Below are 23499 nucleotides of genomic sequence, written 5' to 3' on the forward strand. Positions count from 1 at the left end.
CCATCAGGGTCGGCGACGGCACCAGTGCGGGCGCAGGGTACACGGCGACGGTCGCTTCGGCGCTCACCGGCAATGCCGAGCTCGTCAAAACGGATGCCGGAACGCTGGCGCTGACCGGCACCAACAGCTACACCGGCGGCACGGCGGTCAATGGCGGCACGCTGCGGGTCTCGCAGGATAGCAATCTCGGCGATATGGCGGGCGGGCTCTCCTTTAACGGCGGCACGCTCAACACCACCGCAAGCTTTGCCAGTGGCCGGGCCATCGATGTCCTCGGCCAGGGCACGCTCTCGACCGACGCCGCCACGACGCTGACCCTCGACGGGGTGCTCTCCGGCGCCGGTGCGTTGACCAAGAGCGGCGCCGGCACGCTGGCGCTGACGGCCGACTCCTCTGCCTTCACCGGCACCACGGCGATCGGCGGCGGCGCGGTCAATGTCTCGGGCAGCCTGTGCGGCGACGTCAATGTGCTCTCCGGCGGACGCCTCGAAGGCACCGGCACGGTCTGCGACACCACCAACGCCGTGGGCGGCACGATCGCCGCCGGCAATCCCGGCGTGCCTGGCACGCTCACCATCGCCGGCAATTATACCGGCAATGGCGGCACGCTGGAGATCGAGACGGTGCTGGGGGACGACAGCTCCGCCACCGACCGGCTGGTCGTCACCGGCGACACCGCCGGCACCACCACGCTCAAGGTCGCCAATCTCGGCGGCGGCGGCGCGCAGACGGTCGAAGGCATCAAGATCATCGATGTCGGCGGTACCTCGGCCGGCACCTTCTCGCTCGCCGGCGACTATGTCTTCGAGGGCGACCAGGCCGTCGTCGGCGGCGCTTATGCCTACCGGCTCTACAAGAGCGGCGTGAGCACGCCCGGTGACGGCGACTGGTATCTTCGCTCAGCACTTACCACACCCAGCAATCCGCCAGGACCGCTGTACGCGCCGAGTGCGCCGCTCTACGAGGCCTATGAAGGCGTGCTGCAGACCTTCAATGAACTGGGCACCTTGCAGCAGCGCATCGGCAACAGATCGTGGGGCGAGGGAGCAACACCGGAAGGTGCTGATGTCCCGGGCCAAGGCCCGGTCGACGGCAAGGCTATCTGGGCCCGCATCGAGGCGGCGCACGCCAAGCTCGACCCGAAGACCTCGACCACCGGTACCGACTACGACGTAACGACCTGGAAGCTCTATGCCGGTGTCGACGGCCTGCTGCATGAGAGCGAGGACGGCGTGCTGATTGGCGGCATCACCGCCCATTACGGGACCGCGGTGGCGGACATCTCGTCGGTCTTCGGCACCGGCTCGATCGCCGCCACCGGCTACGGCGTCGGCGGCACGCTGACTTGGTTCGGCAACAACGGGTTCTATCTCGACACCCAGGCGCAGGCGACATGGTATGACAGCGATATCCGATCGGCCACGCTCGGCACCACTCTGGCCGAGGGCAACAACGGGTTCGGCTATGCCCTCAGCATCGAGAGCGGCCAGAAGATCGCGCTGTCCAGCAAATGGTCGCTAACCCCGCAGGCGCAGCTTGCTTACTCCGACGTCCGCTTCGACACCTTCACCGACAAGTTCGGCACGGCCGTGTCGCCCGGCAGTGGCGACAGCCTCGTCGGCCGCCTCGGCCTGTCGGCGGACTATGAGGACCAGTGGGCGGATGCTGCGGGCCAGGTCAGCCGCACCCATGTCTATGGCATCGCCAACCTCTACTACGACTTCCTCGACGGTTATGATGTCGACGTGTCGGGCGTGAAGCTGGTCAGCCAAAACCAGGCGCTGTGGGGCGGTGTCGGCCTCGGCGGCTCGCTGGACTTCGCCGACGGCAAATACGCCGTCTTTGGCGAAGCTACCGCCAAGACAAGCCTCGAGAAGTTCGGCGACAGCAATTCAATCGGCGCCAAGCTCGGCTTCAGCGTGCGCTGGTAGGTGCGAGTCCGCTGCAACACAGTGGGATTTGATGATCGAAAATCCGGGGGCGATGCACGCGCCCGGACCAGTGTTTGATAGGAACCGACAGAACATGAATCGGAAGAACTGGGGTAGAAGCGTCCTGCTGGGAGCCACCAAAAGAGGATCAGGAGACCACTGTCGCAAAACAGTTCTCGGAAACCTTCGCCGATCTGGCCGTCGAGTCACCGCCTGTGGAATATCGACGCATCATCGACTTCGAAGCCAGCGGCATCCTGAACGACGCTGAGTTCACGACGTGGACCAAGTCTCAGTTTGGCTTCGGCAAAGGACGGTCGGAACCCTCCTGGCGGCGGTTGTGGCACAGCTACGACAGGCCAATGGCTCACACCGACCAAGCCGCAGAGGAACTGAAGGACGAGCTTGCCAAGCGGACGCATACGAAACGCGGGCCGATCCTTCATGCCGCCGGTCTGGCCATCAAACATGGCAAGGCGGGGGATACTCGTCTGACGAATGGTGCGGAGGTGGTGTCGTTCTTCAAATCCTACATTGATGATTTGGTCGCAAACGGATCACTTGAAACAAACCAGATCGACCCCCTGCCAATCGAACACGAGTCGGCTGCAGGGCTGGGGTTCAACTCGAACACCACTCCGGAGTTCGTGGAAATCTACCGATACCTGGCCGCCAAGCAGGCGGATGTTGGAAAGGTCGATCTGGAGAATCGCGCCGACGAGATAGTCAAGGAAGCCGAGGCCGGCGATCTTGACGCACTCCATAAGCTCAACATGATGAACGATGATCTGTCGAGGAACCCGGTACTACTCGGCATCGACGTCGACAGGATGGCAAACTTAATAGCGAGCGACGTTCCCGCACTAAACGTGGGCTCGAGACTTCTGGCTTACCGTTACCATCACGGGAGGCATGGGGAGCCGCTCATGACAGAGATTCCTTGGGCCCGGAAGGTCTATGAAGCCGTGACCGCCAAGGTCGACAAGTGGCCCGAGCCGCACCGCTCCATGTCGACCGAGACGATGCAGGGACTGATCCGCCACTACGAGAGGGGACACGATCCAGAAGATCAGATCTTACCCACACCGGAAGATACGGAAGTCGATGCCGAGGAAGCAGACGACGGAGCGGCAAAGACGGCCTAGATGGCCGGCCGCTTGAGCACCGACCTGTCGACGCGGCGGGACCGGGCGAATTCGCTCTCGTTCACTTCTTTCTCGTCCGCCACGGTCATGTAGTCGGGCCGCATGGCGCGCTCAACCGGGCTAGTTCGAACGACCGCTTTCAGGAGCGTCTGTCCAGTCCGCTAACGTCTCAGAAGGGGTCGGTTGCTGAACGGCGGCTATCCACTGGAGGCGTCCCGTTAGCGGACAGTCGGCTGACGGCCCCAAAGCTTCCGACGGCAATGGGCCTCTGATTGCCCCTTCGCCTCCAACTGCTTGGTCCAAAAAGAAGGACAACCGCCGCTCTTCCCCAATCAAATACGGATACTTCGATGCCAGCCAATGTCTTGACCCCATAAACCCGTCGTAGGAGCGATTTTGCTCGGTTCCAGAGCTGCGCGACTAACTTGGTGGCGGTCAATCGAGTTCGATCCAGGCTGGCGCGTGGTCGCTTGGCTTCTCCCAGCCGCGCAATTCCACGTCCACGCCGGCATTGCGGAGTTTGTCCGAAAGGGAAGGGCTCACGAGCAGATGGTCCATTCGGAGGCCGGAGCTTCGATCGTAGCCGCCCCGGTATGAGAAGTTCCAGTAGGTGTAGATGCCCTTCTCGGGATGGATGCGCCGGACGGCATCGATCGAACCATTCCCGAGCATTTCGGCGTAGGCTTGCCGGCTCTCCGGAAAGTGATCTGCACCGCACGCGCTACGGCGGCTCGCTTCTGGGGCAGGGCTGCCGCAAAGCATACCGCCATTGTCGACAGGTCTGAGGGGCTTGAGATGAGCGGTGGACGCTCAATCCAATCGAATCCGAAAGCTTCCTAGACCTGTGAAATGGCAGACGTTTGCAGTCGGCTCGCAACCGCCTATCGGTCATTCCGCTTTCGCCACTCGGCGAAAGCCACCTGATGTTCCTCCTTCGTGCAGGGGTAGAGACCGATGATGGTCTGGCCGTTTTTCACCTGCTCGACCACGAAATCCTCGTAGGCCGACATTTCCACCGCTTCGTCGGCCACCTCCTCGGCCAGATGGGCGGGAATGACGATCACGCAGTCTTCATCGCCGACGACGATGTCGCCGGGAAAGACCGGCGCATCGCCGCAACCGATCGGCCCATTGATCTCGATGGCTTCATGCAGCGTCAGGTTCGTCGGGCTGGAGGGGCGGGCGTGATAGGCCGGAATGTCGAGCGCGCCGATTGTTGCGGCGTCGCGGAAGCCGCCGTCGGTCACAATGCCGACGCCACCGCGCATCATGAGCCGGGTGATCAGAATGTCGCCCGCGCTGGCCGCCCGGGCATCCTTGCGGCTGTCGATTACCATGACATGGCCTTCGGGACAGGTCTCGATCGCGACGCGCTGGGGATGCTTCGGATTGCGGAACTCGCTGAGTTGGTTACGGTCCTCCCGGGCAGGCATGTAGCGTAGCGTGAAGGCAGGGCCGACCATATTGCGACCCTTGGAGGCCACCGGATGGACGCCCTGGATCACCTGGTTGCGCAGGCCGCGCTTAAAGAGGGCAGTCGCCAGCGTCGCGACGGACACGCCCATGAGTTTGGATTTGGTTTCGGGCTTCATAACGGGGCTTTCCTCTGGGTGGGTTCAGATGAGCCTGGAGGATTTCAGGAAAGCGAGCATCTTTTCCTGCTGGGCGGCGGTTAGCGGCCAGGCGGACGGCGGCCGCGTCGGGCCGCAGTCCTTGCCCACCGCCTGGAGAGCGGCCTTGACGCCGGTGACATTGGCTCCGTTCAATTCCTCGGCGCGGACTTCCTCGAAGGCGCGCATGCCGGCTATCAGTTCGCGGGCGGCGGCATAATCGCCGCCCTCAAGCGCCGAATGGATCGCGATCGAACGTTCCGGCCAGAGATTGATCAGACCGGAGGTGAAGCCCCTCGCGCCGACCGCGTAGAAGGTGGGGGCCCAGACTTCCGCGAGGCCGCCGACCCAGACGATCGACGGATCGCAGGCCGCTCTCGCCTCGGCAAGCTTCATCGAATTCGGCGTCGCCCATTTCACGCCTTTCACACCCGGAATGGCGCAAAGGTCGGCAATCGTCTTGGTTCCGATCGCATCGTTGCGCAGATAGAGCATGACCGGCAGGCCGCCGGAAGCCTCGCTGACCGCCTTGACGTATTCGACCGTTCCGCGCGGAGAAACGAAGGGATCCGGCGGCTGATGGATCATCAGCGCAGCGGCACCCGCATCGGCGGAAGCGCTGGCAAGGCGGCACGCGTCGCGGATCGACCGGCCGACGCCGGCCAGCACCGGTGCGCGACCGGCAACCATCGCCGTCACCTCATGCACCATGGTGCAGGCCTCGTCCGTCGTCAGCGCGTAGAACTCGCCCGTATTGCCGTTGACGACGGGAATGTGGACTCCTGCCTGCAACGCGTGGTCGATGATCGGCTGAAGGCGTTTCGGCGCGATATTCCCGTCCGTGTCGTAGGGCGTGACGAGAATGCCGGAAATCCCGGTCAAGGCCTTGTCGAGGTCGTGGGACATGGCTTTCCTCGTTCGGTCAGAAAATATCAGGTTCGCCGGCCGGCTGGCCGAAATCGCGGGTCAGGAAGTCGAAGTCGCAGCCCTCGTTCGCCTGGGCGACATGGCGCTGGAACATGTAGCCCCAACCGCGCTCGAAACGCGGCTTCGGCGGTGTCCAGGCTGCCTTCCGCGCGGCAAGTTCCTCTTCACCGACAAGCATGTCGAGGCGGCGGTTCGGCAGATCCAGCCGGACGGTATCGCCGGTCTTCAGGAGCGCCAGCGGCCCGCCGATGAAGGATTCCGGAGCGACATGCAGGATGCAGGCGCCGTAGGATGTACCGGACATGCGGGCATCCGAAATGCGCAGCATGTCGCGGTGGCCCTTCTTCACCAGCGCTTTGGGGATCGGCAGCATGCCCCACTCGGGAAAGCCCGGCCCCCCTTGGGGGCCCGCATTGCGCAACACCAGCACATGGTCTGGCGTCACGTCGAGGTCTTCGTCGTCGATTGCCGCCTTCATTTCCGGGTAGCTGTCGAAAACAAGCGCCGGGCCTTCATGCACATGAAAACGCGGATCGCAGGCAGCCGGCTTCATCACAGCCCCGTCGGGGCAGAGGTTGCCCCTGAGCACGGCAAGCGAGCCTTCGTAATAGACCGGATTGGAAAGCGGGCGGATAACGTCGTCGTTGTAGACCTCCGCGCCTGCCAGCGTTTCGCCGAGCGGTCGCCCGGTGCAGGTGATGCTACTTCTCTCCAACCGGTCTCCGAGTTCATTCATCAGCGCCCTCAGGCCTCCGGCGAAATAGAAATCCTCCATCAGATAGTCCTTGCCCGACGGCCGGATGTTGGCGATCAGCGGCGTTGTCCGTCCGAGGGCGTCGAGGTCGTCGAGGGTCAGCCTCACGCCTGCCCGCCGCGCCATCGCCAAAAGGTGCACGACCGCATTGGTGGAGCAGCCGGTCGCCATGGCGACGATGGCGGCATTGCGGACGGCGGCTTCGGTCACGATCTTGTCCGGGGTCAGGTCTTCCCAGACCATCTCGACGATTCGGCGCCCGCAGGCCGCACTCATGCGCTTGTGGTTGGCATCGGGGGCGGGGATGGAAGATGCACCGGGCAGGCAGAGGCCCATGGCCTCGGCGATCGCGGTCATGGTCGAGGCTGTTCCCATGGTCATGCAGTGACCATAGGAACGGGCGATGCCGCCTTCCACACCCAGCCATTCGTCGTCGGAAATATTGCCCGCCCGCCGCTCGTCCCAGTACTTCCAGGCGTCCGAACCGGAGCCCAGCGCTCTGCCGGCATAGTTGCCGCGCAGCATCGGACCCGCGGGGAGATAGATGAAGGGAATGCCAGCGGTGATCGCGCCCATGGTCAGACCCGGGGTCGACTTGTCGCAACCGCCCATCAGCACCACGCCGTCGAGCGGATGGGACCGGATCGTCTCTTCCGTCTCCATGGCAATCATGTTGCGGTAGAGCATGGATGTCGGCTTGGTGAAGCTCTCGTCGATCGAAATCGTCGGAATTTCGACACCGAGACCGCCCGCCTGCACGATGCCTTTTTTCACATCCTCGGCCCTGTCACGGAAATGCAGGTGACAGGGGTTCATCTCGGACCATGTGTTCAGGATGCCGATGATTGGTTTGCCGGCCCAGTCCTCGGGTGCGAGCCCCATCTGCATCATACGGGACCGATGTCCGAAACTGCGCAGATCATCCGGTGCGAACCAGCGTGCGCTGCGAAGCGTTTCCGGGCTCTTTCCTTTGGGGACCATCGACTATTCCTTAAAATGGCAATTATGTATGCGCTTTCATTAATTCGTGTCAACCGCAGCCGGACCCGTCCAGATTTGGTCATTGGTAACGAAGACCATGAGAGTTGACAGGCGCAAATGAACCGAACAAGATAATGTATGCGAATTCATTGCGGGTTTGTGCATGCCATGAAATGAGGAACCCCGCCAGTGGGCTGGGTATGGGAGGAAAGATGAAAATTACCCGTAGAATGATCCTGGCCGCCGGCGCGGCAATGTTTCTCACGCAGCCATTGGCTGCGGCCGCTCAGGATTTGCCCCACAATATCCGGATGGTGATCGGCTCGTCCTCGACCGGCGGCGACACCTACCAGAACTCCGTCATCGTCGCCGAGGCGCTGTCCCAAAAGCTCGGCGTCAACATGAAGGTGGATGCCGTCGGCGCCAATGAGGCGTTCAAGGCGCTTGAACGCGACGGGCGCGGAACGACGATCATGGTCTTCCACGATTCTGCCTATCTCTCACACCTCTACGGCGTGCACGGCTTCGACGACATCTTCACGAAATACAAGATCGGCCCGACGGTCGCGATCAACCCGGGCAATGCCTATCTGGTGGCCAAGGATTCACCCTACAAGTCGATGGACGACATCTTCAAGGCCGCCGCCGCCGGCACCAAGATCCGCGTGGCGATCGAACCCGGCGGGGTTTCCGAAATAGGCTTTTCCGCGATGAAGAATGCCGCAAGCATCCTGTCGCCCGGTTCGGAGGCCAACATCGTCTCGGTGAAGACGGGCAGCCAGTCCGACAAGAACCAGGCAATGTTCGACGATCTTGCCGACGTCATCAACGGCTCGATCCAGGCCAACGAGCAGTTCACGCAATTGCCGGAATCGGACCAGAAGGCGATGCGCTTTGTCTGGATCACGGCGCGGCCGGAAACGATCGAGCAAGCCCCGGATATGGGCATGGGCAAGACGACTCGAGACGATATGTTGAAATACACCAGCCCGAAGACGAACGTGACTGAAGACGGCAAGAAGGACTTCACCTTCGACAAGGAGTTCTTCTTCCTCTACAACAAGGACATGGATCAGGGCATGGTCGATGCGATCGACGTGGCGCTCAAGGATGTCTTCGCCGAAGGCAAGATCCAGGAACGCCAGAAGCAGGCCTTCTTCATTCCGAATTTCAAGCCCTCGAAGGAAGCGGCCGCGCATCTCGGAGAGAAGAACGCGGCCTACAAGGAGATCATCGCCAAGATTTCCGGCAAGTGACGGCCGGGGCCGGGTGAAACCGGCCCTTCCCTTCTTGCACAGGAGCCGGCATGAGCAGTCTTACCCACGTCACCATCAACTTCGAAACATCCCATCTCGTCTTCCCGGGAGTGATCGGCGCGATCCTCGCGATCCTCGGCCTTGCGATCATCGTCACCCGGCGCCGCTCCATTGCCGGATCTGGCGCCTATTGGCGCGGTATCGCCTCACAGATGGACAAGGTGCGGTTCTTTGGCGCGATTGGGCTGAGTTTCGTCTACTTCTTGCTTCTCGAACCCGTCGGCGAACTGATGCCGAACACCGGCTTCGGGTTCCTGGCTTGCTCCTTTCCCTTCGTTTTGTTGACGTCGCTGCTCTTCATGCACCAGCGCAACCTCAGAACGGTCTTGCCGGTTGGCATCATTGCGGCCATTGCGCCCGTGCTGACGTGGTGGCTGTTCAACGACGTCTTCTCCCTGTCGCTTCCCTGATCAATTCGTCCGCGGGCCTGAACTCCATGGAACTTTTCGATTTCGTCACCCCGCTTTTCCTGTCGCTCATCGTTGGCGGAACCTTCGTGGGCATCGTCTTCGGGGCCATTCCGGGGCTGACAGCGACGATGGCGGTCGCGGTCTGCCTGCCGCTCACCTATTCTCTGGGACTCACGAACGGCCTCGCCCTGCTGCTCGGTCTCTATGTCGGTGGCATATCTGGCGGGCTGGTGCCGGCCATCCTGATCGGCATACCGGGTACTCCCTCCTCGATCACCACGACGCTCGACGGCTATCCGATGGCGCGGAAAGGAGAGGGGGAGAAGGCATTGCGCATCGGCATCATCTCCTCCCTTTTCGGCGGTCTCTTCAGCCTGCTCATCCTCTATCTGTTCGCTCCGGCGCTCGCCGACTTCGCGATCCGTTTCTCCTATGTCGAGAAGTTCCTGATCATCCTTTTCGCGCTCACCGTGATGGGCGTGCTCAGCAGCGACATGCTGATGGGTGTCTTTTCCGGCTTTCTCGGCATCTTCATCAGCCTCATCGGCACCTACGCCACATCGAACGGCGGCAATGGCGAAATCCGGTTGGTGCCGCCGGGTCTCGAATACTGGCTGGATAACGGCTTTTCCCTGCTGCCCGTCCTGATCGGCCTGTTCGGTATCGCGGCCGTTTTTGAAGAAGCGCAACAGGGCGTTCCCGAAGGGCAGAGCATCAGCGACATCAAGATCGGCAAGGATTCGACCTTTTCGTTTTCGCTGTTCCGAGGTCAGATATGGAACCTGATTCGCTCCTCAGGCATCGGCACCTTTGTTGGCATCCTGCCCGGCGTCGGCGGATCGGCGGCCTCGATCCTCGCCTATTCGAACGCCAAGACTTTCTCGCGAAATCCCGAACGCTTCGGCAAGGGAGAGCCCGCAGGCGTCATCGCCTCCGAATCCGGCAACAACGGGCTGACCGGCGGCGCATTGATCCCGCTGCTCTCGCTCGGCATCCCCGGCGACTCGACGACGGCGCTACTCATCGGCGCCTTCACTCTTCAAGGTGTGCAGGTGGGACCGCTTTTCATCGGCAACAATTCCGAAACCTGGGACGCGATAATCGTGGCGATGCTGATCGCCAATCTCGCGATGTTCGCCATGATGTATCTCGCCATTCGCTATCTGGCGCTGATCGTCACCGTGCCGAAGCACATTCTCTTTCCACTTATCGTGATGATGTGCATAGTCGGCGCCTACACCACCAATTACGGGGTGATGTTCGATGTGTGGACGCTTCTAATCTTCGGTGTCTTCGGTTGGTTGGCGCTGAAGATTGGCATCGAGATCGCCCCTTTCATTATCGGATTCATTCTCGGGCCTTCAGCCGAGATCTATTTCGTGAAGAGCCTCGAATCGTTCGGCGACCTGACGATCTTTTTCACCAAGAGCTGGATCGCCGTTCTGATGTGGTTGTTGATCGCCGGCTCCATTTGGGTATCAATCATTCTTGCAAGGCGCAGCAAACAGCACAAGATAAGTGAAGCTGTTCGTGAGCAAGCTTGATCCTTGCGGGAAACGGAAATGGCATGCGAAAAACCGGGTCGGGCCGGCGAGACAAGTACGACGGCGGAAACGTCGAGCGGGCGAAAGAAGGCTCCAGTCGTCCCGTTACCATGGCAACGGTCGGCCGTCTGGCCGGCGTTTCACAGGTCACCGTTTCGCGGGCGCTGAGCGACCCGTCGAAGGTCTCCCCAGCAACGTTCGAGAAGATCCGCAACGCCATCGAAATGACCGGCTTCGTACCGAACGCGATAGCCGGTGCGCTTGCCTCCCGCCGCAGCCGTCTCATCGGGGCGCTGGTGCCTTCTATAACGAATATTGTCTATTCCTCCATGATCCAAGCCTTCAGTGAGGGCATCGCCGGGCACGGCTACCAGATCCTTCTGTCCGAAACGGGCTTCGACCCGAAGGAAGAAGAAAGAGCGATCATGACGCATCTTTCCCGCCGGCCAGACGCGATGCTCCTGACCGGCATCCATCATACGCTGGAGGCCCGCCGCATGCTGATGGCGGCCGGAATACCGGTAGTGGAATTGTGGGACATGACCGAGACACCGATCGATCTCTGCGTCGGCTTTTCGCATGTCGAGACTGGTCGCGCCGTGGCGGAATTCGTCGTCGAGGCCGGCTACAAGAACGCAGCGACGATTTCCGCAGGCGACGAACGCGCGCTCAGACGCAAGGACGCCTTCATTAAGGAGATCAGCCGTCGCGCGGGTATCGACGTCGCGCAGATCAATTTCGTCGGAGGCGCAAGTCTTGCGCGCGGTCGCGAGGCTCTGCGAAGCCTTGTCGACGAGAAGAATTTTGAAAATGGAGCGATTTTTTGCAGCTCCGACCTGCTCGCCCATGGGGTTCTTATCGAGGCCAACGTCCGCGGCCTGCGGGTACCCGACGAGATCGCCGTCATCGGCTTCGGGGATCAGGATTTCGCGGCCCATGTCGTACCACCGCTCACCACCGTCCGGGTTGACCGGACGGAACTCGGACTCGCCGGCGCCAAGGTGATCCTGGCGCGCTTCCACGGCGAACCGCCCGCTGGACGGGTCACGGATCTCGGCTTCCAAATTATCACTCGTCAATCTGCCTAATACGGGAGAGGAGAATACCAGTCTCTTTTTCAAAACCCGTATCCGGCTGCCGCGATAATTGACGATGCGCACCTCACGCACATGGTAGCCAACGCGCTCAATATCCGTAGCAAGCCCCATGCGTTCGGCGATGCTGCATCCGAGCCGTCGATAACATATCCCCCGGTGCGCAGAGTTGGCGCTCGTTCACTCAAGGTTGGCTGGAATCCGGCTCATTGAGCCAAAAGGCGAGCGCTGGCCCGGCAATTCCGCCGCCAGAAATCAGTACGGTGTGGGTGTTATCAACCAAAGCCGTTCGGGACCGCCATCGGCTAAAGCCTGAAACTGGAGTTTAAGCGCTCTGGGGCAAGAGGGGCGATACGACATTCGATTGACGCGCGACCGGAGCGAGCCGCCCTCGACAGGTCATCGATACCACATCGTGGGCAGCCACAACGTCAATTGCGGGATGACCGAAACCAGCACCAGGACGATCAGGAGTGGGATGAGGAACGGCAGCACCGCCATCACCGTGCGGTCGAACGACAGTTTTCCGACTCGCGACAGAACAAACAGCACCATGCCGACCGGCGGCGTCAGCAGGCCGATCATCAGGTTAAGCACCATGATGACGCCGAACTGGACCGGATCGATGCCGACCTGGTTGACGACCGGCATCAGGATCGGGACCAGGATCGAGATAGCTGCGATGGTTTCCATGAAGCAGCCGACGACCAGCAGGATGACGTTGATGATCAAAAGCAGCAGCAGCGGGTTGTCGGTGATCGATAGTAGCCCAGCGGCGACGTGTTCAGTAACGCGCGTCGTGGTCAGCACCCATCCGAATAGCGAAGCGCCGCCGACGATAATCAATACGCTCGCCGTCGTCTCGATGGTTTCCAGCGTGATGCGGTAGAACTGGCGGAAGGTGAGGGAGCGATAAAGGAAGATTCCCAGGATCAGCGCCCAGGCGCAAGCGGCGACCGCCGCTTCGGTCGGCGTGAAGGCGCCCGACGTCATGCCGCCGATAATGATGACGGGGGTCAGTAATGCCGGTATGGCTCGGATGAAATCACGGCCAAGGGCGCGCCAGCGGAACGACTGGTCGCGGCCCAGGCCGTTGCGGCGTGCGTACCAGCTTACATAGAGCATCAGCGCCACCGCCACGACGAGGCCGGGAATGATGCCGGCGGTGAAAAGCTGGCCGATCGATACGTTGGCCATGACGCCGAACACCACCATCGGCAGCGATGGCGGTATGATCGGGCCGATGGTGGAGGAGGCGGCGGTGATGCCGACCGAGAATTCATGGTCGTAGCCATGGTCGCGCATTGCTTTGATTTCAATGTTGCCAAGCCCGCCGGCATCGGCCACCGCGGTTCCCGACATGCCGGCAAAGATGATGGAGGCGACGACATTGACATGGCCAAGTCCGCCGCGCAGCCAGCCCACGGCGGAGGCCGCAAAGTCGAAGATGCGATTGGTGATGCCGGCCGTGTTCATCAGGTTGCCGGCGAGGATGAAGAACGGCACTGCCAGCAATGGAAAGGAATCGACGCCGCCGGCCATGCGGTGCAACACCACGAAATCGGGGATGTTGGATAGGAACACCGTGTAGACCAGCGAGGCACCGCCGAGGGCGACGAAGATCGGCGCTCCAATCAGCAGCAGGGCGAAGAAGGCCAGGAACAAGAGCCACATGGTTTAGTTCGCCCCTTAGTCGATGATCAGGTCCGAGTGGTTCGGGTCGGGACGCCAGCCGCGCCTAGCGCCGGCGATGAAGCGTCCCGTGGCGCGCCACAGCATCAGGAAACAGCCGATGGCGATGCCGCCGTAGACAATGCTCATCGGCCATGGAAACACGGTCATCGTCTGGATCTGCATGAGCCTCGTGATCGAGATGGAGAACCAGCCCAGCAGCCCGACGAAGCCGAGCACCAGCACGTCGATGATAAAGCTCAGCACCCGTACGACGGGTGCGGGCAAGAACATGTGCGCGACCTCGACGGAGATGTGCGTGCCGCGCCGCATGGCGACCGCGGCGCCGACGAAGGTGATGATCATCAGCAGGTAGCGGGCTATCTCCTCGGTCCATGCCAGCGAATTGTTTAGCACATAGCGCGTGAAGAACTGCAGGAAGACGATGATCGCCATGCCCCAGAAGATTGCGAAGGCAAGCCAGTCCTCGATATGATGCTCGATCGCAGGATCTGGCTCCTCCTCGGAAACGCGAATGCGCACGCCGTCCAGTCCGTCTTGCGTCATGGCGGTGTCCTTTTCTACGCCGCAGCTTTCCACGCCACGGCTTTGCGGCCGGCAGACCAGGAGGCGAGGCCGCCTCCTGGGGCAATATCGGCGACTATTTCAGCGCCTGCAGGGCGTCGTACTGCTCCTTGGTCCAGACAGCGCCGGACTCGGGATCGTTGTGCAGCGGTTGCGCCGCCTTGATGAAGGCCTCGCGGTCGACGTCAACGACGGTCTTGCCCATGGCGCGGAACTTGTCGGCGAGCTCGCTTTCCTGGGTGCGGATCTGGTCGGTGCAGCGTGAAGCGGCTTCCTTGAGCACGTCAGTGAAGATCTTCTTGTCCTCATCGCTCATCGCGCTCCAGACATGACCGCCGACGATGGTGACCAGCGATTCGGTGATGTGGCCGGTCAGCATAATATGGCTCTGCACTTCGTAGAACTTCTTGGCCATGATGGTCGGCAGCGGATTTTCCTGGCCATCGACCGTGCCTTGTTGCAGAGCGAGATAGACTTCGGAAAACGCGATCGGCGTGGCGTTGGCGCCGACCGACTTGGTGAACATCTTGAACAGTGGCGCCGGCGGCACGCGCAGCTTCATGCCCTTCATGTCCGCCGGTTCCTTGATCTCCTTGTTGGCGGTCACGTCGCGCTGGCCGTAGTAGGTCAGGGACACGATGTGGTGGCCGGTCTTGTCGTCATAGCCCTTAGCCAGATCCTGGAAGAGCTGTGAATCGCGGTAAGCTTTCCAGTGGTTGAAATCGCGCAGGATGAACGGGGCGTTGGTCATCGACAGCGGACCGTAGATGGAGCCGGCGAAGGCGACGCCAGTGTAGATCATGTCGACCGTGCCAAGCGTCAGTGCCTCATTGATCTGGTTTTCGTTGCCCAGCTGCGAGGCCGGGAACACCTCAATCTTGTAACGGCCTTCCGTGCGTTTGGCGATTTCGTCAGCTGCCCATAGGGCCTGTATGTGATAGGGCTCGCCGGTCTCGTAGACATGCGCCCATTTCAGCACTGTTTCGGCCGACGCCGGCCCGGTGGCGAACGCCGCGATCACCGCGAAAACGGCAATGGTCAATCCGAAAAGTCTGGCGGTCATGTCGGTTCCTCCCTGAGTTTAATCGGTCCGGTTGTCCGGACATTTTGCCTAGCCGGCGGCCTCCCTTGCGTTCCAGCCGCCGTCGGCATCGGGGTCGTCGGTGAAATAGTCCGGATAGACACTGCGAATGGTGCCAATATCGAGCCTGAGCTGGTCGATATGCGCGGCCATCGCCACGGCGGCGGCGGCGCCATCGCGTGCTTCAAGCCCTGCCAGGACGGCCGCATGGTCCTTCAGAACGCGGGCCATTCTTCCTTGCTGCGGCAGCGTCAGGCGTCGATAGCGGTCGACCTGCGTTTTCACCTGCTGGACCAGCGACCAGATGCCGGGATAGCCCGCCGCCCGGGCGATCTCGGCATGAAAGGCCTCGTCCGCCGCATGGAATGCGGCCTCGTCCGCCAGGTCGGCGGCTTCCTGCTGGCGCTGGATCAGCATGCGCAGGCTCATCAGGTCGCTGACGCTGGCGTGTTCGGCCGCCGCCCGGGTGGTAATGTCTTCCAGTGATTTGCGTACCAGAATGGCTTCGGGCAAGCGTGATGCCGGAATCCGCGTCACCCGCGTACCTGATTTCGGCACGATCTCGACAAGGCCCTCGTCGGAAAGGCGCAGAAGCGCCTCCCGGACCGGCGTTCGACCGAGCCGTAGGCGACTGAAAGTTCCTTTTCCGAAACGATCATACCGGGCTTGAGAGCAAGCGACAGGATATCGCCGCGGAGCCGTCTGTGAACCGCGGTCGCGATCTTCTGCGCATTGCCAGAAAGGCCGACGCTAGGCCGCCCGGCGGAACCGGGCCGCGGCTGGGTCGCGGCCACAACCGGCGCTGTTTGCTCACCTGTCAAATCGGCGCCCATCCGGTTGCCAACCATCGTCGATACAGTCTGCCATATCTAACATACAAGATCGCCGTGGCAATGTGGATTTTGGTGATGCCGGGCGTCAAAGTGAATACCGAAGCGGCCGCTGCGCTCCGCATCAACCGTCTCTGTGTAAATTATGAAATGGCCGCCAGGCGTGGCCTGTGTCGTCAGCGGTGCCGTTCCAGCAAGGGGATCGGCACGAGGTTCTGCGGCTGATACTGGGCCAGTCGTCGCAAGCCCGCGGGGTCGCTCAACGCGATGAGCCGCGCTTTGCTGGTGATCAGCTGTTCGGCGCGCAGCTGCTGCATGACCCGGTTGACATGTGGCACGCTCAGCCCAAGTGCGTCCGCCATGACCTCCTGCGAGAAGGGCAGATCAAAACTCGTCTCTGGCGCAAGTCCAACCTCGACAAGGCGCGCATGAATCTCGAGAAGAAGGTGGGCCAACCGTTCGATTGGTGTGCGGCGGCCGAGATTGACAATGTGCTCCGCGGAGTTCGCTGCTTCCTGCGCGGCGAGCCAACTCAAGACCAGCCCGAATTGCGGCCGCTCGTAGCAGAGACGGATGTAGGAATCGAGCGAGCAGACGGTGCACGTCAATTCCGTCAATGCCACGACAGCATAGGTGGACCTTTCGAAAAAGCTGACCGGAAACCCGATGACGTCGCCGGGCAGGATGAGCTTGAGGATCTGTCGCTTGCCGCTCCGCAGCAGCCTGTAGCGGATCGCGTAGCCCTGTTTGATAAAGCACAGGCTCCGGAACTGCGACCCATCGACGACGAGTTCCTCTCGCTTCCTGACAGCCACGTCGCGTTCGAAGATTGCTTCAAGACCGGCGAGGTCGGCCGCGTCCAGTTTCATAACGCGCGTCAGTCTGGTCATGATCGCGTGACCGGTCAGCGGCATACCGATGTTCCAAACTGCGAGAGGCCAATCGTCCACAGCATCCTGCGGTGACTTGTTAATCTAGATCATTAATCCCAATCATCCACGAAAGTTGCATGACCGAACCGCTCCCGCGGCTGCGAATGCCGGTGGTGACGAGGATCTGGTCCTCCTGCGGGCGAGCGTAGAAGTAGCGGATGATGAGCCGCTCCATAAGGACGCCGACCAGCATGACGAAGAGGGAGCCGGCGATGAGCGCAACAATGAAGGAGGCAGTCTGGTCGAATGCATCTACGGGCCGTCGTCGCAGGACGCCGGCGACCATGCCCGGCGATCGATCGATACGGGTTGCGCTGGCATCCTTTTGACGCCGCCCTTCTATTTCAAGCAGCCGACGGAGGAAGGCGTCTATCGCTGGTTCGCCGAAGTATTGGAACGTGTCGGATCGGCTTGTCGCGATGTCATCCTCTACAACATTCCAGGTTTTGACCGGCGTGCGCATCGGCCCAAGCCTCGTCGCCCGGCTACGGCTTGCGTTTCCGCAAGCCAATCGCCGGCGTCAAGGATTCCAGTGGCGACTGGCAGCAGACGACCGCTTTGCTGGCGGAACACCGGGATCTCGCCATCCTCGTCGGCCACGAAGGAGATCTGGCGCGCGCCGTGCGGGTCGGCGCCAGCGGCTCGATCAGCGGCGTGGCGAATTTCGCTCCCGAACTGATCGCGACACTGGTGCGCGGGGAGGACGTCCCGCTGATCGATGGCATTCTCGAAAGATTGCTCAAATTGCCGGTCGTGCCGGCGGTCAAGGCCGTTCTGGCCGTAACGACGGGCGACCCTGTCTGGTCACGCGTGCGCGCGCCCCTCGACCCGATCCATGACGTGGGCGGTTTGAGGGCTTGCGAAGAATAGCCGTGCTGGTTCGAGATCGGTTGCGGCCGGCGGAAGGCAGAGCGTCGCCAAGCGCTGGCTAGTTAGGTCGAGAGGATCGCATATCCAATCCCCGCGACTAAAACCGCGACTGGAGGGTGAGTCCGACTGTTTGCCACCTTCGCCCGCGAAATGGCTCGCTGCAATCCCGATCGTCATCTGGGATAGATCTTCAGGCCGTCGGCTACGGAGTTGGCGACATGCTCCCTGGTGATGACGCCGACAACATCATCTTCTCGAGGGATTCCGTGTCCCTGCACGACGACGGCCATGAATGCGTTCTTCCGCCAAATCCGTTCGATCACGTCGGAGACGATCATGTTCTCGCCGACAATCGTGTAGTCACGGCTGGCGATGTCCGCGAGCGTGACACCGGTATGTGCGCCTTCGAGCCCGCGCCGCAGCCCGGTGTTGACGCGGAGCACACCGAAGATCTGGCCATTTTTGATGACCACCACATGACGAAGTCTGCCCTCCGCTTCATGCTCACGCAGGAAACCATCGAAGCTGTGCTCCGCCTGCAGCACCAGGATGTCCGCATCCATCACTTCGCGCGCATGGCGGACCAGGAACATGTTGGCGTGCAGCGCCTTGGGAATGGCACGCCCCCGGCGGACCAGCTTCAACGTGTAGATGTTTTCACGCGAAAGCAGTCGTCGGACGCCGACACTGGTGGCAACGGCCAGGATCATCGGCATGACGATGTCATATTCGCGGGTCATCTCGAAGGTCATGGTGATGGCGGTCATCACAGCCCCCGTACCGCCACCAACCATCGCCCCCATGCCGACCATGGCAAAGGCCGGAATGCTGAGGGGGATCGGAATGCCTGTCGCCTGCAGCAGCGCGGCGAAGCCGCCGCCCAAAGTGGCGCCCATGAACAGCGAAGGCGAGAAGATGCCGCCGGAAGACCCCGAGCCGAGACTGATCGATGTGGCTGCCGCCTTGCAAGCTAACAAAAGACCCAGCAGCCATACAGCAGAGGTGTGACCGACCAGGATGCTCTCGATCGTCGCATAGCCCACGCCATCGACGTAATACTGTCCGAGCGTGACGAAGAGAACATACATCAGGAGCCCTAGCAGCAGCATTCCGAGTGTGTGGCGCGTGTATCGCCCGGGGATTTTGTCGAACCAGTCCTCGGCCAAATGCAGGCTGCGGATGAAGCCGGCGGCCGCCACTCCGGTCACACCGCCGAGGGCGGCATAGAGCACAAGCAGCACGACTGCATTGCCATCCGTCGCTAGGGCCTGCAATGGCGGCACGGCAAATGCCGGCTGCTGTCCAATGAACCAGCGTCCCACGAATGTCGCAGCGCCGGTTGCTATGGCAACCGGAAGGAAAGTGCTCACACTCACTTCGGGCATCATCAACTCGATCGCGAACATCACGCCCCCGATCGGCGTGTTGAACGTAGCCGCTATACCCGCACCGGCACCCGCGGCGACCATCACGATACGCTGGCCGACCGGCATGTGGATGATCTGCCCCAATGTCGATCCGAGCGCTGATCCGATCTGGATTATCGGGCCCTCGCGGCCAACCGACGAGCCACTGCCAATGGCAATGGCGGAAGCCAGCGACTTGACCAACGCCACGATCGGCCGAATTTTCCCTTCCCGATAGTAAATGGCGTCCATGACCTCGGGCACGCCGTGGCCTTTTGCCTCGGGCGCGAAATTGTTGACAAGAAACGTGACCAGGACGGCACCAATCACCGGTGCCAGAATGATGAACCCACCCCACCGGCTGGGTGCCGTGAACACGTTCGCGTCATATGCGACCGCGAACGTACCGTTGAAGAAGAGATTGTGGAGCAGCCCTATCGAATCCCGGAAGAGGACCGCGCCGAAGCCGGTTACAACGCCAAGACCGAGCGCGAGGACAGTGAGAACCAGCAGGCTAAGCCGGTGGCTTTCTTCGTCTTCCATCGCTCCGCGATGCGAGGCATCTTGCGCGGAAGGTTTGCCGTCGTCTGATTCACCAGTTCTCGAGTTGCTGGACGTTGCCGTGTCGCTGCGTGCCATAGAAGATGCGCCCCGGAAAAGAATGGACTGGAGGATGAAGGCCTGGGCCTTACGAACCGAACCCGCTGGGTATCAAGCTCAGCTTGATATATATGTCATGGCATGACATATATTGGGGGCATTGAAAAGAGTGACCGCGACTGATCCTCCTGCTTTTTCGGAGCCATCCCGTGGCAAGGGCACCACGCGTGCGCGCGCCAAGTTGGAAAAGACACCCCCTGGCGCCGGTAGCGTGAATCCGTCCGATGAACGCTCCCGAAGCCTGGATGAGAATGCCTACCAAGGATTGGCTGGATTTCGTCATGCGCTTCGCCGGTTTTTGGCGTTCAGTGAAGTTGCCGCCTCGGCGGCTGGAGTCACGTCGCAGCAATACCAGGCGATGCTGGCTATCCGGGTACATCCTGATCAAGCCATTATGATCAAGGAACTCGCACGGCAGATGTTGCTTCAACCGAATGGGGCGGTGCAATTGGTGGACAGGCTTGTCGGCGCTGGCCTCGCCGAACGCCGACAATCCTCAACGGATCGCCGCAGCGTGCTTGTCGTCATGACGGACAAAGGGGCGGCGCTGCTTGAGCGACTGGCCGCCGATCACCTCCAGGAGATGTCCAAACACGAGCCGCTGCTCGCCGAGTCCCTCAGGCGACTGAGAAGCATGGAACGATCAGGTGATACCTTATAGCCATTCTCGCGAACATAACTGGCTGGAACCATACGAGCCGATCGATGTCCTAAAACCGGCGGCCGCCGATGTCTGGATTGTCGACGGACCGGAAATCGAGTTTGGTCTCGGCTGGCTGAAAGTGCCGTTCACCACCCGCATGACGGTTGTTCGGCTTCATGGCGGCGATCTGGTTCTTCATTCGCCTGTACGGCACACAGCGGCTCTCCAGACGGCGGTGGAGGCGTTGGGGCCAATCCGCTATCTGATCGCGCCGAATTCGCTTCACTATTGGTGGCTGCCGGACTGGAAAGCTCGTTTGCCGAGCGCAACGGTCCTGGCGGTGCCCGGCCTGCAAAAGGGGGCCAAGCGCCCCGTCATCGTCGACATGGAGTTGACGGGCCAGGATACGCCTTGGCCGGAAGAAATCGACATGCAGGTTGTCAGTGGCGACGTGCTCACGGAGGCGGCATTTTTTCATCGCGCTTCACGAACCCTGATTCTCACCGACTTGATCGAGAATTTCGAGCCAAAACGCATCCATGGCTGGTTCTATCGCGCCCTCATGAAAATCGGCGGCGTTATCGATCCGGACGGCAAAGCCCCATTCGACATGCGATTGAGCTTCTTCCGACACCAGAAGCCATTGCGGTCGGCTGTTCGCCGCATGATCAACTGGCAACCCGAGCGCGTGATCATCTCGCACGGGCGCTGGTACGAGGCGGATGGCGTCAAGGAACTCAAGCGGGCCTTCCGCTGGGTGCTGTGACGGCGGTGCCTGATAGCAAGGGCGGAACGCGTCCGTATCTACTGATTTTGCGCCACGACAGGACTGACTGGACTGGCGTATTTGTGAGCCGCGTAACGATCGACCATGGTGCAGCTGGCTGCATTCAGACCGACGACATCGACCTCACGGCCACGCCGCCTTGCCTTCAATACTACGCGATCGAGTGCACCCACCGCGGATATATCCCAGAAATGGGCGGCGCTGACGTCGACAACAATCTTCTCCACAGGGTCCGCCACATCGATGGACTCGACGAATGTGGCCGCCGACGCAAAGAACACTTGCCCCTCGACTGTGTAGGTCCGCACGCGCCCGTCGGCCGAGAGCGTGGAAGTGACGCGGCTCAACCGCGAGACCTTTCCCGCGAAGAATAGGCCTGAGAGCAACACTCCGATCATCACACCGACGGAAAGATCGCCCGTCGTCACCACCCCCGCCACCGTTGCCAGCATCACGATGGACGACGGCAGTGGGTTCGTACGCAGGCGCGCGAGCGAACGCCAGGAGAATGTGTTGATCGAAACCATGATCATCACCGCCGTCAGCGCTGCCACGGGTACGACGGCCAGGACGTCTTGCAGCAGCACGAGCAGCGCTAGCAGGAAGGCGCCAGCAGTGAACGTCGAGAGCCGCCCACGCCCGCCGGAGGAGACATTGATGACGGACTGCCCGATCATCGCGCAGCCGCCCATGCCGCCGAAGAAAGCTGAGGCGATATTCGCGATGCCTTGTCCCGCGCACTCGCGGCTCTTGTCGCTGCTGGTGTCCGTCATGTCATCGACGATCTGCGCCGTCAGCAAGGATTCCAGCAGTCCAACAGCAGCAAGGGTCAGCGCCACGGGCAGCAGAATATGGAGCGTCTCGAGAGTAAGCGGCACGTCGGGCACGCCGAAGCTGGGCAGGGTTGTTGGAAGCTGGCCGAGACTGGCTACCGTTCGCACGTCGAGCTTGAGTGCAAGGCCAACTATCGTGATTACGACGATTGCCACCAACGGCGATGGGATCGTCTTCGTCAGCCTGGGCAAGAGGTAGATGATCGCGAGCCCGAGCGCGATAAGCCCATATGTCGCCTTCGGCACATCCACGAGCTGTGGCAACTGCGCCAGGAAAATCAGGATGGCAAGCGAGTTGACGAAGCCGGTCATGACAGACTGCGAGACGAACCGCATTACCCGTCCGAGCCTCAAAACTCCGGCGAAGATCTGGATTATGCCCATCAAAACGGTGGCGGCAAAGAGATACTGCACGCCATGCTCACGCACGAGCGGGCCCATGAGGACAGCGGTGGCCGCGGTCGCGGCCGAGATCATCGCCGGCCGCCCACCGACAAAGGCGACAACGCAGGCGATGACGACCGAGGCGTAGAGCCCGACCTTGGGATCGACACCAGCGATAACCGAGAAGCCGATCGCCTCGGGGATCAATGCCAACGCAACGACAATGCCTGAAAGCAAGTCAGCACGCACGTTGGAAAACCAGTCACGATGAAGGGAGGAAGCAGTAGCCATGGAGAGAGAATCCGCAGAGGTGCAAGCCGTCGCTCATGGCGGCCGACTATCTGTCACTTTTGTTGCGTGATCCGGCGGATCGGCGGCCGGAAGAGCCACCCGGAATTTCACCGGGTCCAATCGAATGCTCGGGGTTATAGTGGAGTATTTTTGCAACGCAACATTGAACAACCTGGAACGCGAAAAATCATTTCAGTGCCGGGCAGTTCGATTTGTTCGCTCGGAGCGGCAGGCAGTTCGCGGCCGTTGATCTTCGATTACCCCGGAGGAAATCGCACATGGGCGTGGCTTTGACAAACGATGACGTGACTTGAGTCCTTGGCCCGGTCAAGGAGCCTACCGTTGGAAGGGTATCGGGCTCATCGAGGACGGACGCGCTCAAAAGCCCAGCATCCGGTGTGCAAGCGACCGGCTGCACCAGATAATGGCTGCACATCTGCAGGAGGCGGCGATTGTATTGGCGGTCCTTGCCGACAAAGATCGTTTCCACCGCCGTCTTAATGTTGTCGTAGATGCCGCGTGCAGGCGCCGCCGAAGAAGGCAAACGCCCTGTCATGGGCGTCGAACACCATCTCCTGGGTCTCGCGCGGATAGACCCTGACGAACATCATGCGGCTGTGGCAGAGCCGGATATGGGCGACCTTCACGGTCACTGTCACGCCGTTGATCAGGACGATCTCGTGGCTCCATCGAACTGGTAGGCCTCGCCCGGTGCGAAGAATAGCGGCACATAGGCGTCCGCCATCGCCGACCCCCGCGCCTTCCGCCCAGCTCTTCGCGTTTCGGCGGACGGCGTCGGTGCCGTAGCGCGTGA

Annotated in this window: 20 protein-coding genes, 3 pseudogenes and 1 other annotated feature; of the genes and pseudogenes, 10 read left to right on the forward strand and 13 right to left on the reverse strand. The window is 61.3% G+C overall.

Annotation, left to right across the window (positions count from 1 at the left end):
• Positions 1–1931 (forward strand): autotransporter outer membrane beta-barrel domain-containing protein (locus LB533_RS26350; protein ID WP_224678562.1); only part of this gene is annotated, 1931 nt, incomplete at its 5' end.
• Positions 1932–2146: 215 nt separating this feature from the next.
• Positions 2147–3076, forward strand: a complete 930-nt coding sequence (locus LB533_RS26355) for a hypothetical protein (RefSeq protein WP_224678563.1) — start codon at positions 2147–2149, stop codon at positions 3074–3076.
• Positions 3077–3511: 435 nt separating this feature from the next.
• Here LB533_RS26355 and LB533_RS26360 read toward each other — a convergent pair whose 3' ends face one another.
• The 4 genes from LB533_RS26360 to araD all read right to left on the reverse strand — a co-directional run bounded on the left by LB533_RS26360 (position 3512) and on the right by araD (position 7348).
• Complete coding sequence (locus LB533_RS26360) at positions 3512–3748, reverse strand: hypothetical protein (protein ID WP_224678564.1); 237 nt, start codon at positions 3746–3748, stop codon at positions 3512–3514.
• A 209-nt stretch (positions 3749–3957) separates the two neighbouring features.
• Positions 3958–4668 (reverse strand): ribonuclease activity regulator RraA, encoded by a 711-nt coding sequence (locus LB533_RS26365; RefSeq protein WP_224678565.1) that lies wholly within the window; start codon positions 4666–4668, stop codon positions 3958–3960.
• Positions 4669–4692: 24 nt separating this feature from the next.
• Complete coding sequence (locus LB533_RS26370) at positions 4693–5592, reverse strand: dihydrodipicolinate synthase family protein (protein ID WP_224678566.1); 900 nt, start codon at positions 5590–5592, stop codon at positions 4693–4695.
• A 16-nt stretch (positions 5593–5608) separates the two neighbouring features.
• Positions 5609–7348 carry an L-arabinonate dehydratase gene (gene araD / locus LB533_RS26375; RefSeq protein ID WP_224678567.1) on the reverse strand — a complete coding sequence of 580 codons (1740 nt, stop codon included), beginning with the start codon at positions 7346–7348 and terminating at the stop codon, positions 5609–5611.
• A 212-nt stretch (positions 7349–7560) separates the two neighbouring features.
• Between araD and LB533_RS26380 the strand changes: the two genes are divergently transcribed.
• Genes LB533_RS26380 through LB533_RS26395 form a run of 4 tightly spaced genes read left to right on the forward strand, consistent with a single transcriptional unit; the run spans position 7561 to position 11706 of the window.
• Positions 7561–8604 (forward strand): Bug family tripartite tricarboxylate transporter substrate binding protein, encoded by a 1044-nt coding sequence (locus LB533_RS26380; RefSeq protein WP_224678568.1) that lies wholly within the window; start codon positions 7561–7563, stop codon positions 8602–8604.
• A 50-nt stretch (positions 8605–8654) separates the two neighbouring features.
• Complete coding sequence (locus LB533_RS30225) at positions 8655–9074, forward strand: tripartite tricarboxylate transporter TctB family protein (RefSeq protein WP_224678569.1); 420 nt, start codon at positions 8655–8657, stop codon at positions 9072–9074.
• 26 nt (positions 9075–9100) lie between these two features.
• Complete coding sequence (locus LB533_RS26390; protein ID WP_224678570.1) at positions 9101–10618, forward strand: tripartite tricarboxylate transporter permease; 1518 nt, start codon at positions 9101–9103, stop codon at positions 10616–10618.
• Positions 10619–10641: 23 nt separating this feature from the next.
• Positions 10642–11706, forward strand: a complete 1065-nt coding sequence (locus tag LB533_RS26395) for a LacI family DNA-binding transcriptional regulator (protein WP_224678571.1) — start codon at positions 10642–10644, stop codon at positions 11704–11706.
• 405 nt (positions 11707–12111) lie between these two features.
• Here the strand turns inward: LB533_RS26395 and LB533_RS26400 are convergent, their stop codons facing one another.
• From LB533_RS26400 to LB533_RS26430, 6 genes and pseudogenes are all read right to left on the reverse strand, one after another.
• A complete protein-coding gene (locus LB533_RS26400; RefSeq protein WP_224678572.1) occupies positions 12112–13386 on the reverse strand; it encodes a TRAP transporter large permease in 1275 nt (424 codons plus the stop codon).
• Between the two features lie 15 nt (positions 13387–13401).
• Entirely contained in the window at positions 13402–13950 is a 549-nt protein-coding gene (locus LB533_RS26405) for a TRAP transporter small permease (protein WP_224678573.1), read from the reverse strand.
• A 94-nt stretch (positions 13951–14044) separates the two neighbouring features.
• Positions 14045–15031 (reverse strand): sialic acid TRAP transporter substrate-binding protein SiaP, encoded by a 987-nt coding sequence (locus LB533_RS26410; protein WP_224678574.1) that lies wholly within the window; start codon positions 15029–15031, stop codon positions 14045–14047.
• A gap of 48 nt (positions 15032–15079) precedes the next feature.
• On the reverse strand, positions 15080–15562 hold the full coding sequence (locus LB533_RS26415; protein ID WP_224678575.1) for a GntR family transcriptional regulator: 483 nt from the start codon (positions 15560–15562) through the stop codon (positions 15080–15082).
• A gap of 493 nt (positions 15563–16055) precedes the next feature.
• Positions 16056–16793, reverse strand: a complete 738-nt coding sequence (locus LB533_RS26425; protein ID WP_224678576.1) for a Crp/Fnr family transcriptional regulator — start codon at positions 16791–16793, stop codon at positions 16056–16058.
• 121 nt (positions 16794–16914) lie between these two features.
• A pseudogene (locus LB533_RS26430) lies at positions 16915–17061 on the reverse strand (branched-chain amino acid ABC transporter permease); the annotation flags it as partial.
• 69 nt (positions 17062–17130) lie between these two features.
• On the opposite strand from LB533_RS26430, the pseudogene LB533_RS30230 reads away from it, so the two are divergent.
• Together LB533_RS30230 and LB533_RS29945 are read left to right on the forward strand one after the other, a co-directional pair.
• A pseudogene (locus tag LB533_RS30230) lies at positions 17131–17196 on the forward strand (hypothetical protein); the annotation flags it as partial.
• Positions 17197–17303: 107 nt separating this feature from the next.
• Positions 17304–17681: a dihydrodipicolinate synthase family protein gene (locus tag LB533_RS29945; RefSeq protein ID WP_263487706.1), complete on the forward strand. Its 378-nt coding sequence runs from the start codon at positions 17304–17306 to the stop codon at positions 17679–17681.
• A gap of 173 nt (positions 17682–17854) precedes the next feature.
• Here LB533_RS29945 and LB533_RS26440 read toward each other — a convergent pair whose 3' ends face one another.
• Positions 17855–19726 carry a chloride channel protein gene (locus LB533_RS26440; RefSeq protein WP_224678577.1) on the reverse strand — a complete coding sequence of 624 codons (1872 nt, stop codon included), beginning with the start codon at positions 19724–19726 and terminating at the stop codon, positions 17855–17857.
• Between the two features lie 130 nt (positions 19727–19856).
• Between LB533_RS26440 and LB533_RS26445 the strand changes: the two genes are divergently transcribed.
• Complete coding sequence (locus LB533_RS26445) at positions 19857–20408, forward strand: MarR family transcriptional regulator (RefSeq protein WP_224678578.1); 552 nt, start codon at positions 19857–19859, stop codon at positions 20406–20408.
• Positions 20395–21156, forward strand: coding sequence for a DUF4336 domain-containing protein (locus LB533_RS26450; protein WP_318012509.1), 762 nt, complete (start codon positions 20395–20397; stop codon positions 21154–21156). Before LB533_RS26445 ends, LB533_RS26450 begins: the two co-directional genes overlap by 14 nt.
• A 38-nt stretch (positions 21157–21194) precedes the next feature.
• On the opposite strand, the gene LB533_RS26455 is transcribed toward LB533_RS26450, so the two are convergent.
• Positions 21195–22685, reverse strand: coding sequence for a SulP family inorganic anion transporter (locus tag LB533_RS26455; protein ID WP_224678579.1), 1491 nt, complete (start codon positions 22683–22685; stop codon positions 21195–21197).
• A gap of 65 nt (positions 22686–22750) precedes the next feature.
• Positions 22751–22806: a sequence feature (sul1 is cis-regulatory element that is thought to sense ions involved in sulfur or methionine metabolism; They are found in Alphaproteobacteria), on the reverse strand.
• A gap of 264 nt (positions 22807–23070) precedes the next feature.
• Positions 23071–23488, reverse strand: a pseudogene (locus tag LB533_RS26460) (IS21 family transposase); the annotation flags it as partial.
• Between the last annotated feature and the right edge of the window lie 11 nt (positions 23489–23499).

Origin of the sequence: Mesorhizobium sp. BR1-1-13, assembly GCF_020165515.1 — a bacterium.
In the GTDB taxonomy this organism is placed as follows: domain Bacteria; phylum Pseudomonadota; class Alphaproteobacteria; order Rhizobiales; family Rhizobiaceae; genus Mesorhizobium.

Coding starts and splice junctions, on each gene's coding strand:
- LB533_RS26360 (WP_224678564.1), bottom strand. CDS start 3,748: ATGCTCGGGAATGGTTCGATCGATGCCGTCCGGCGCATCCATCCCGAG.
- LB533_RS26365 (WP_224678565.1), bottom strand. CDS start 4,668: ATGAAGCCCGAAACCAAATCCAAACTCATGGGCGTGTCCGTCGCGACG.
- LB533_RS26370 (WP_224678566.1), bottom strand. CDS start 5,592: ATGTCCCACGACCTCGACAAGGCCTTGACCGGGATTTCCGGCATTCTC.
- araD (WP_224678567.1), bottom strand. CDS start 7,348: ATGGTCCCCAAAGGAAAGAGCCCGGAAACGCTTCGCAGCGCACGCTGG.
- LB533_RS26380 (WP_224678568.1), top strand. CDS start 7,561: ATGAAAATTACCCGTAGAATGATCCTGGCCGCCGGCGCGGCAATGTTT.
- LB533_RS30225 (WP_224678569.1), top strand. CDS start 8,655: ATGAGCAGTCTTACCCACGTCACCATCAACTTCGAAACATCCCATCTC.
- LB533_RS26390 (WP_224678570.1), top strand. CDS start 9,101: ATGGAACTTTTCGATTTCGTCACCCCGCTTTTCCTGTCGCTCATCGTT.
- LB533_RS26395 (WP_224678571.1), top strand. CDS start 10,642: ATGCGAAAAACCGGGTCGGGCCGGCGAGACAAGTACGACGGCGGAAAC.
- LB533_RS26400 (WP_224678572.1), bottom strand. CDS start 13,386: ATGTGGCTCTTGTTCCTGGCCTTCTTCGCCCTGCTGCTGATTGGAGCG.
- LB533_RS26405 (WP_224678573.1), bottom strand. CDS start 13,950: ATGACGCAAGACGGACTGGACGGCGTGCGCATTCGCGTTTCCGAGGAG.
- LB533_RS26410 (WP_224678574.1), bottom strand. CDS start 15,031: ATGACCGCCAGACTTTTCGGATTGACCATTGCCGTTTTCGCGGTGATC.
- LB533_RS26425 (WP_224678576.1), bottom strand. CDS start 16,793: ATGCCGCTGACCGGTCACGCGATCATGACCAGACTGACGCGCGTTATG.
- LB533_RS26440 (WP_224678577.1), bottom strand. CDS start 19,726: ATGGCACGCAGCGACACGGCAACGTCCAGCAACTCGAGAACTGGTGAA.
- LB533_RS26455 (WP_224678579.1), bottom strand. CDS start 22,685: ATGGCTACTGCTTCCTCCCTTCATCGTGACTGGTTTTCCAACGTGCGT.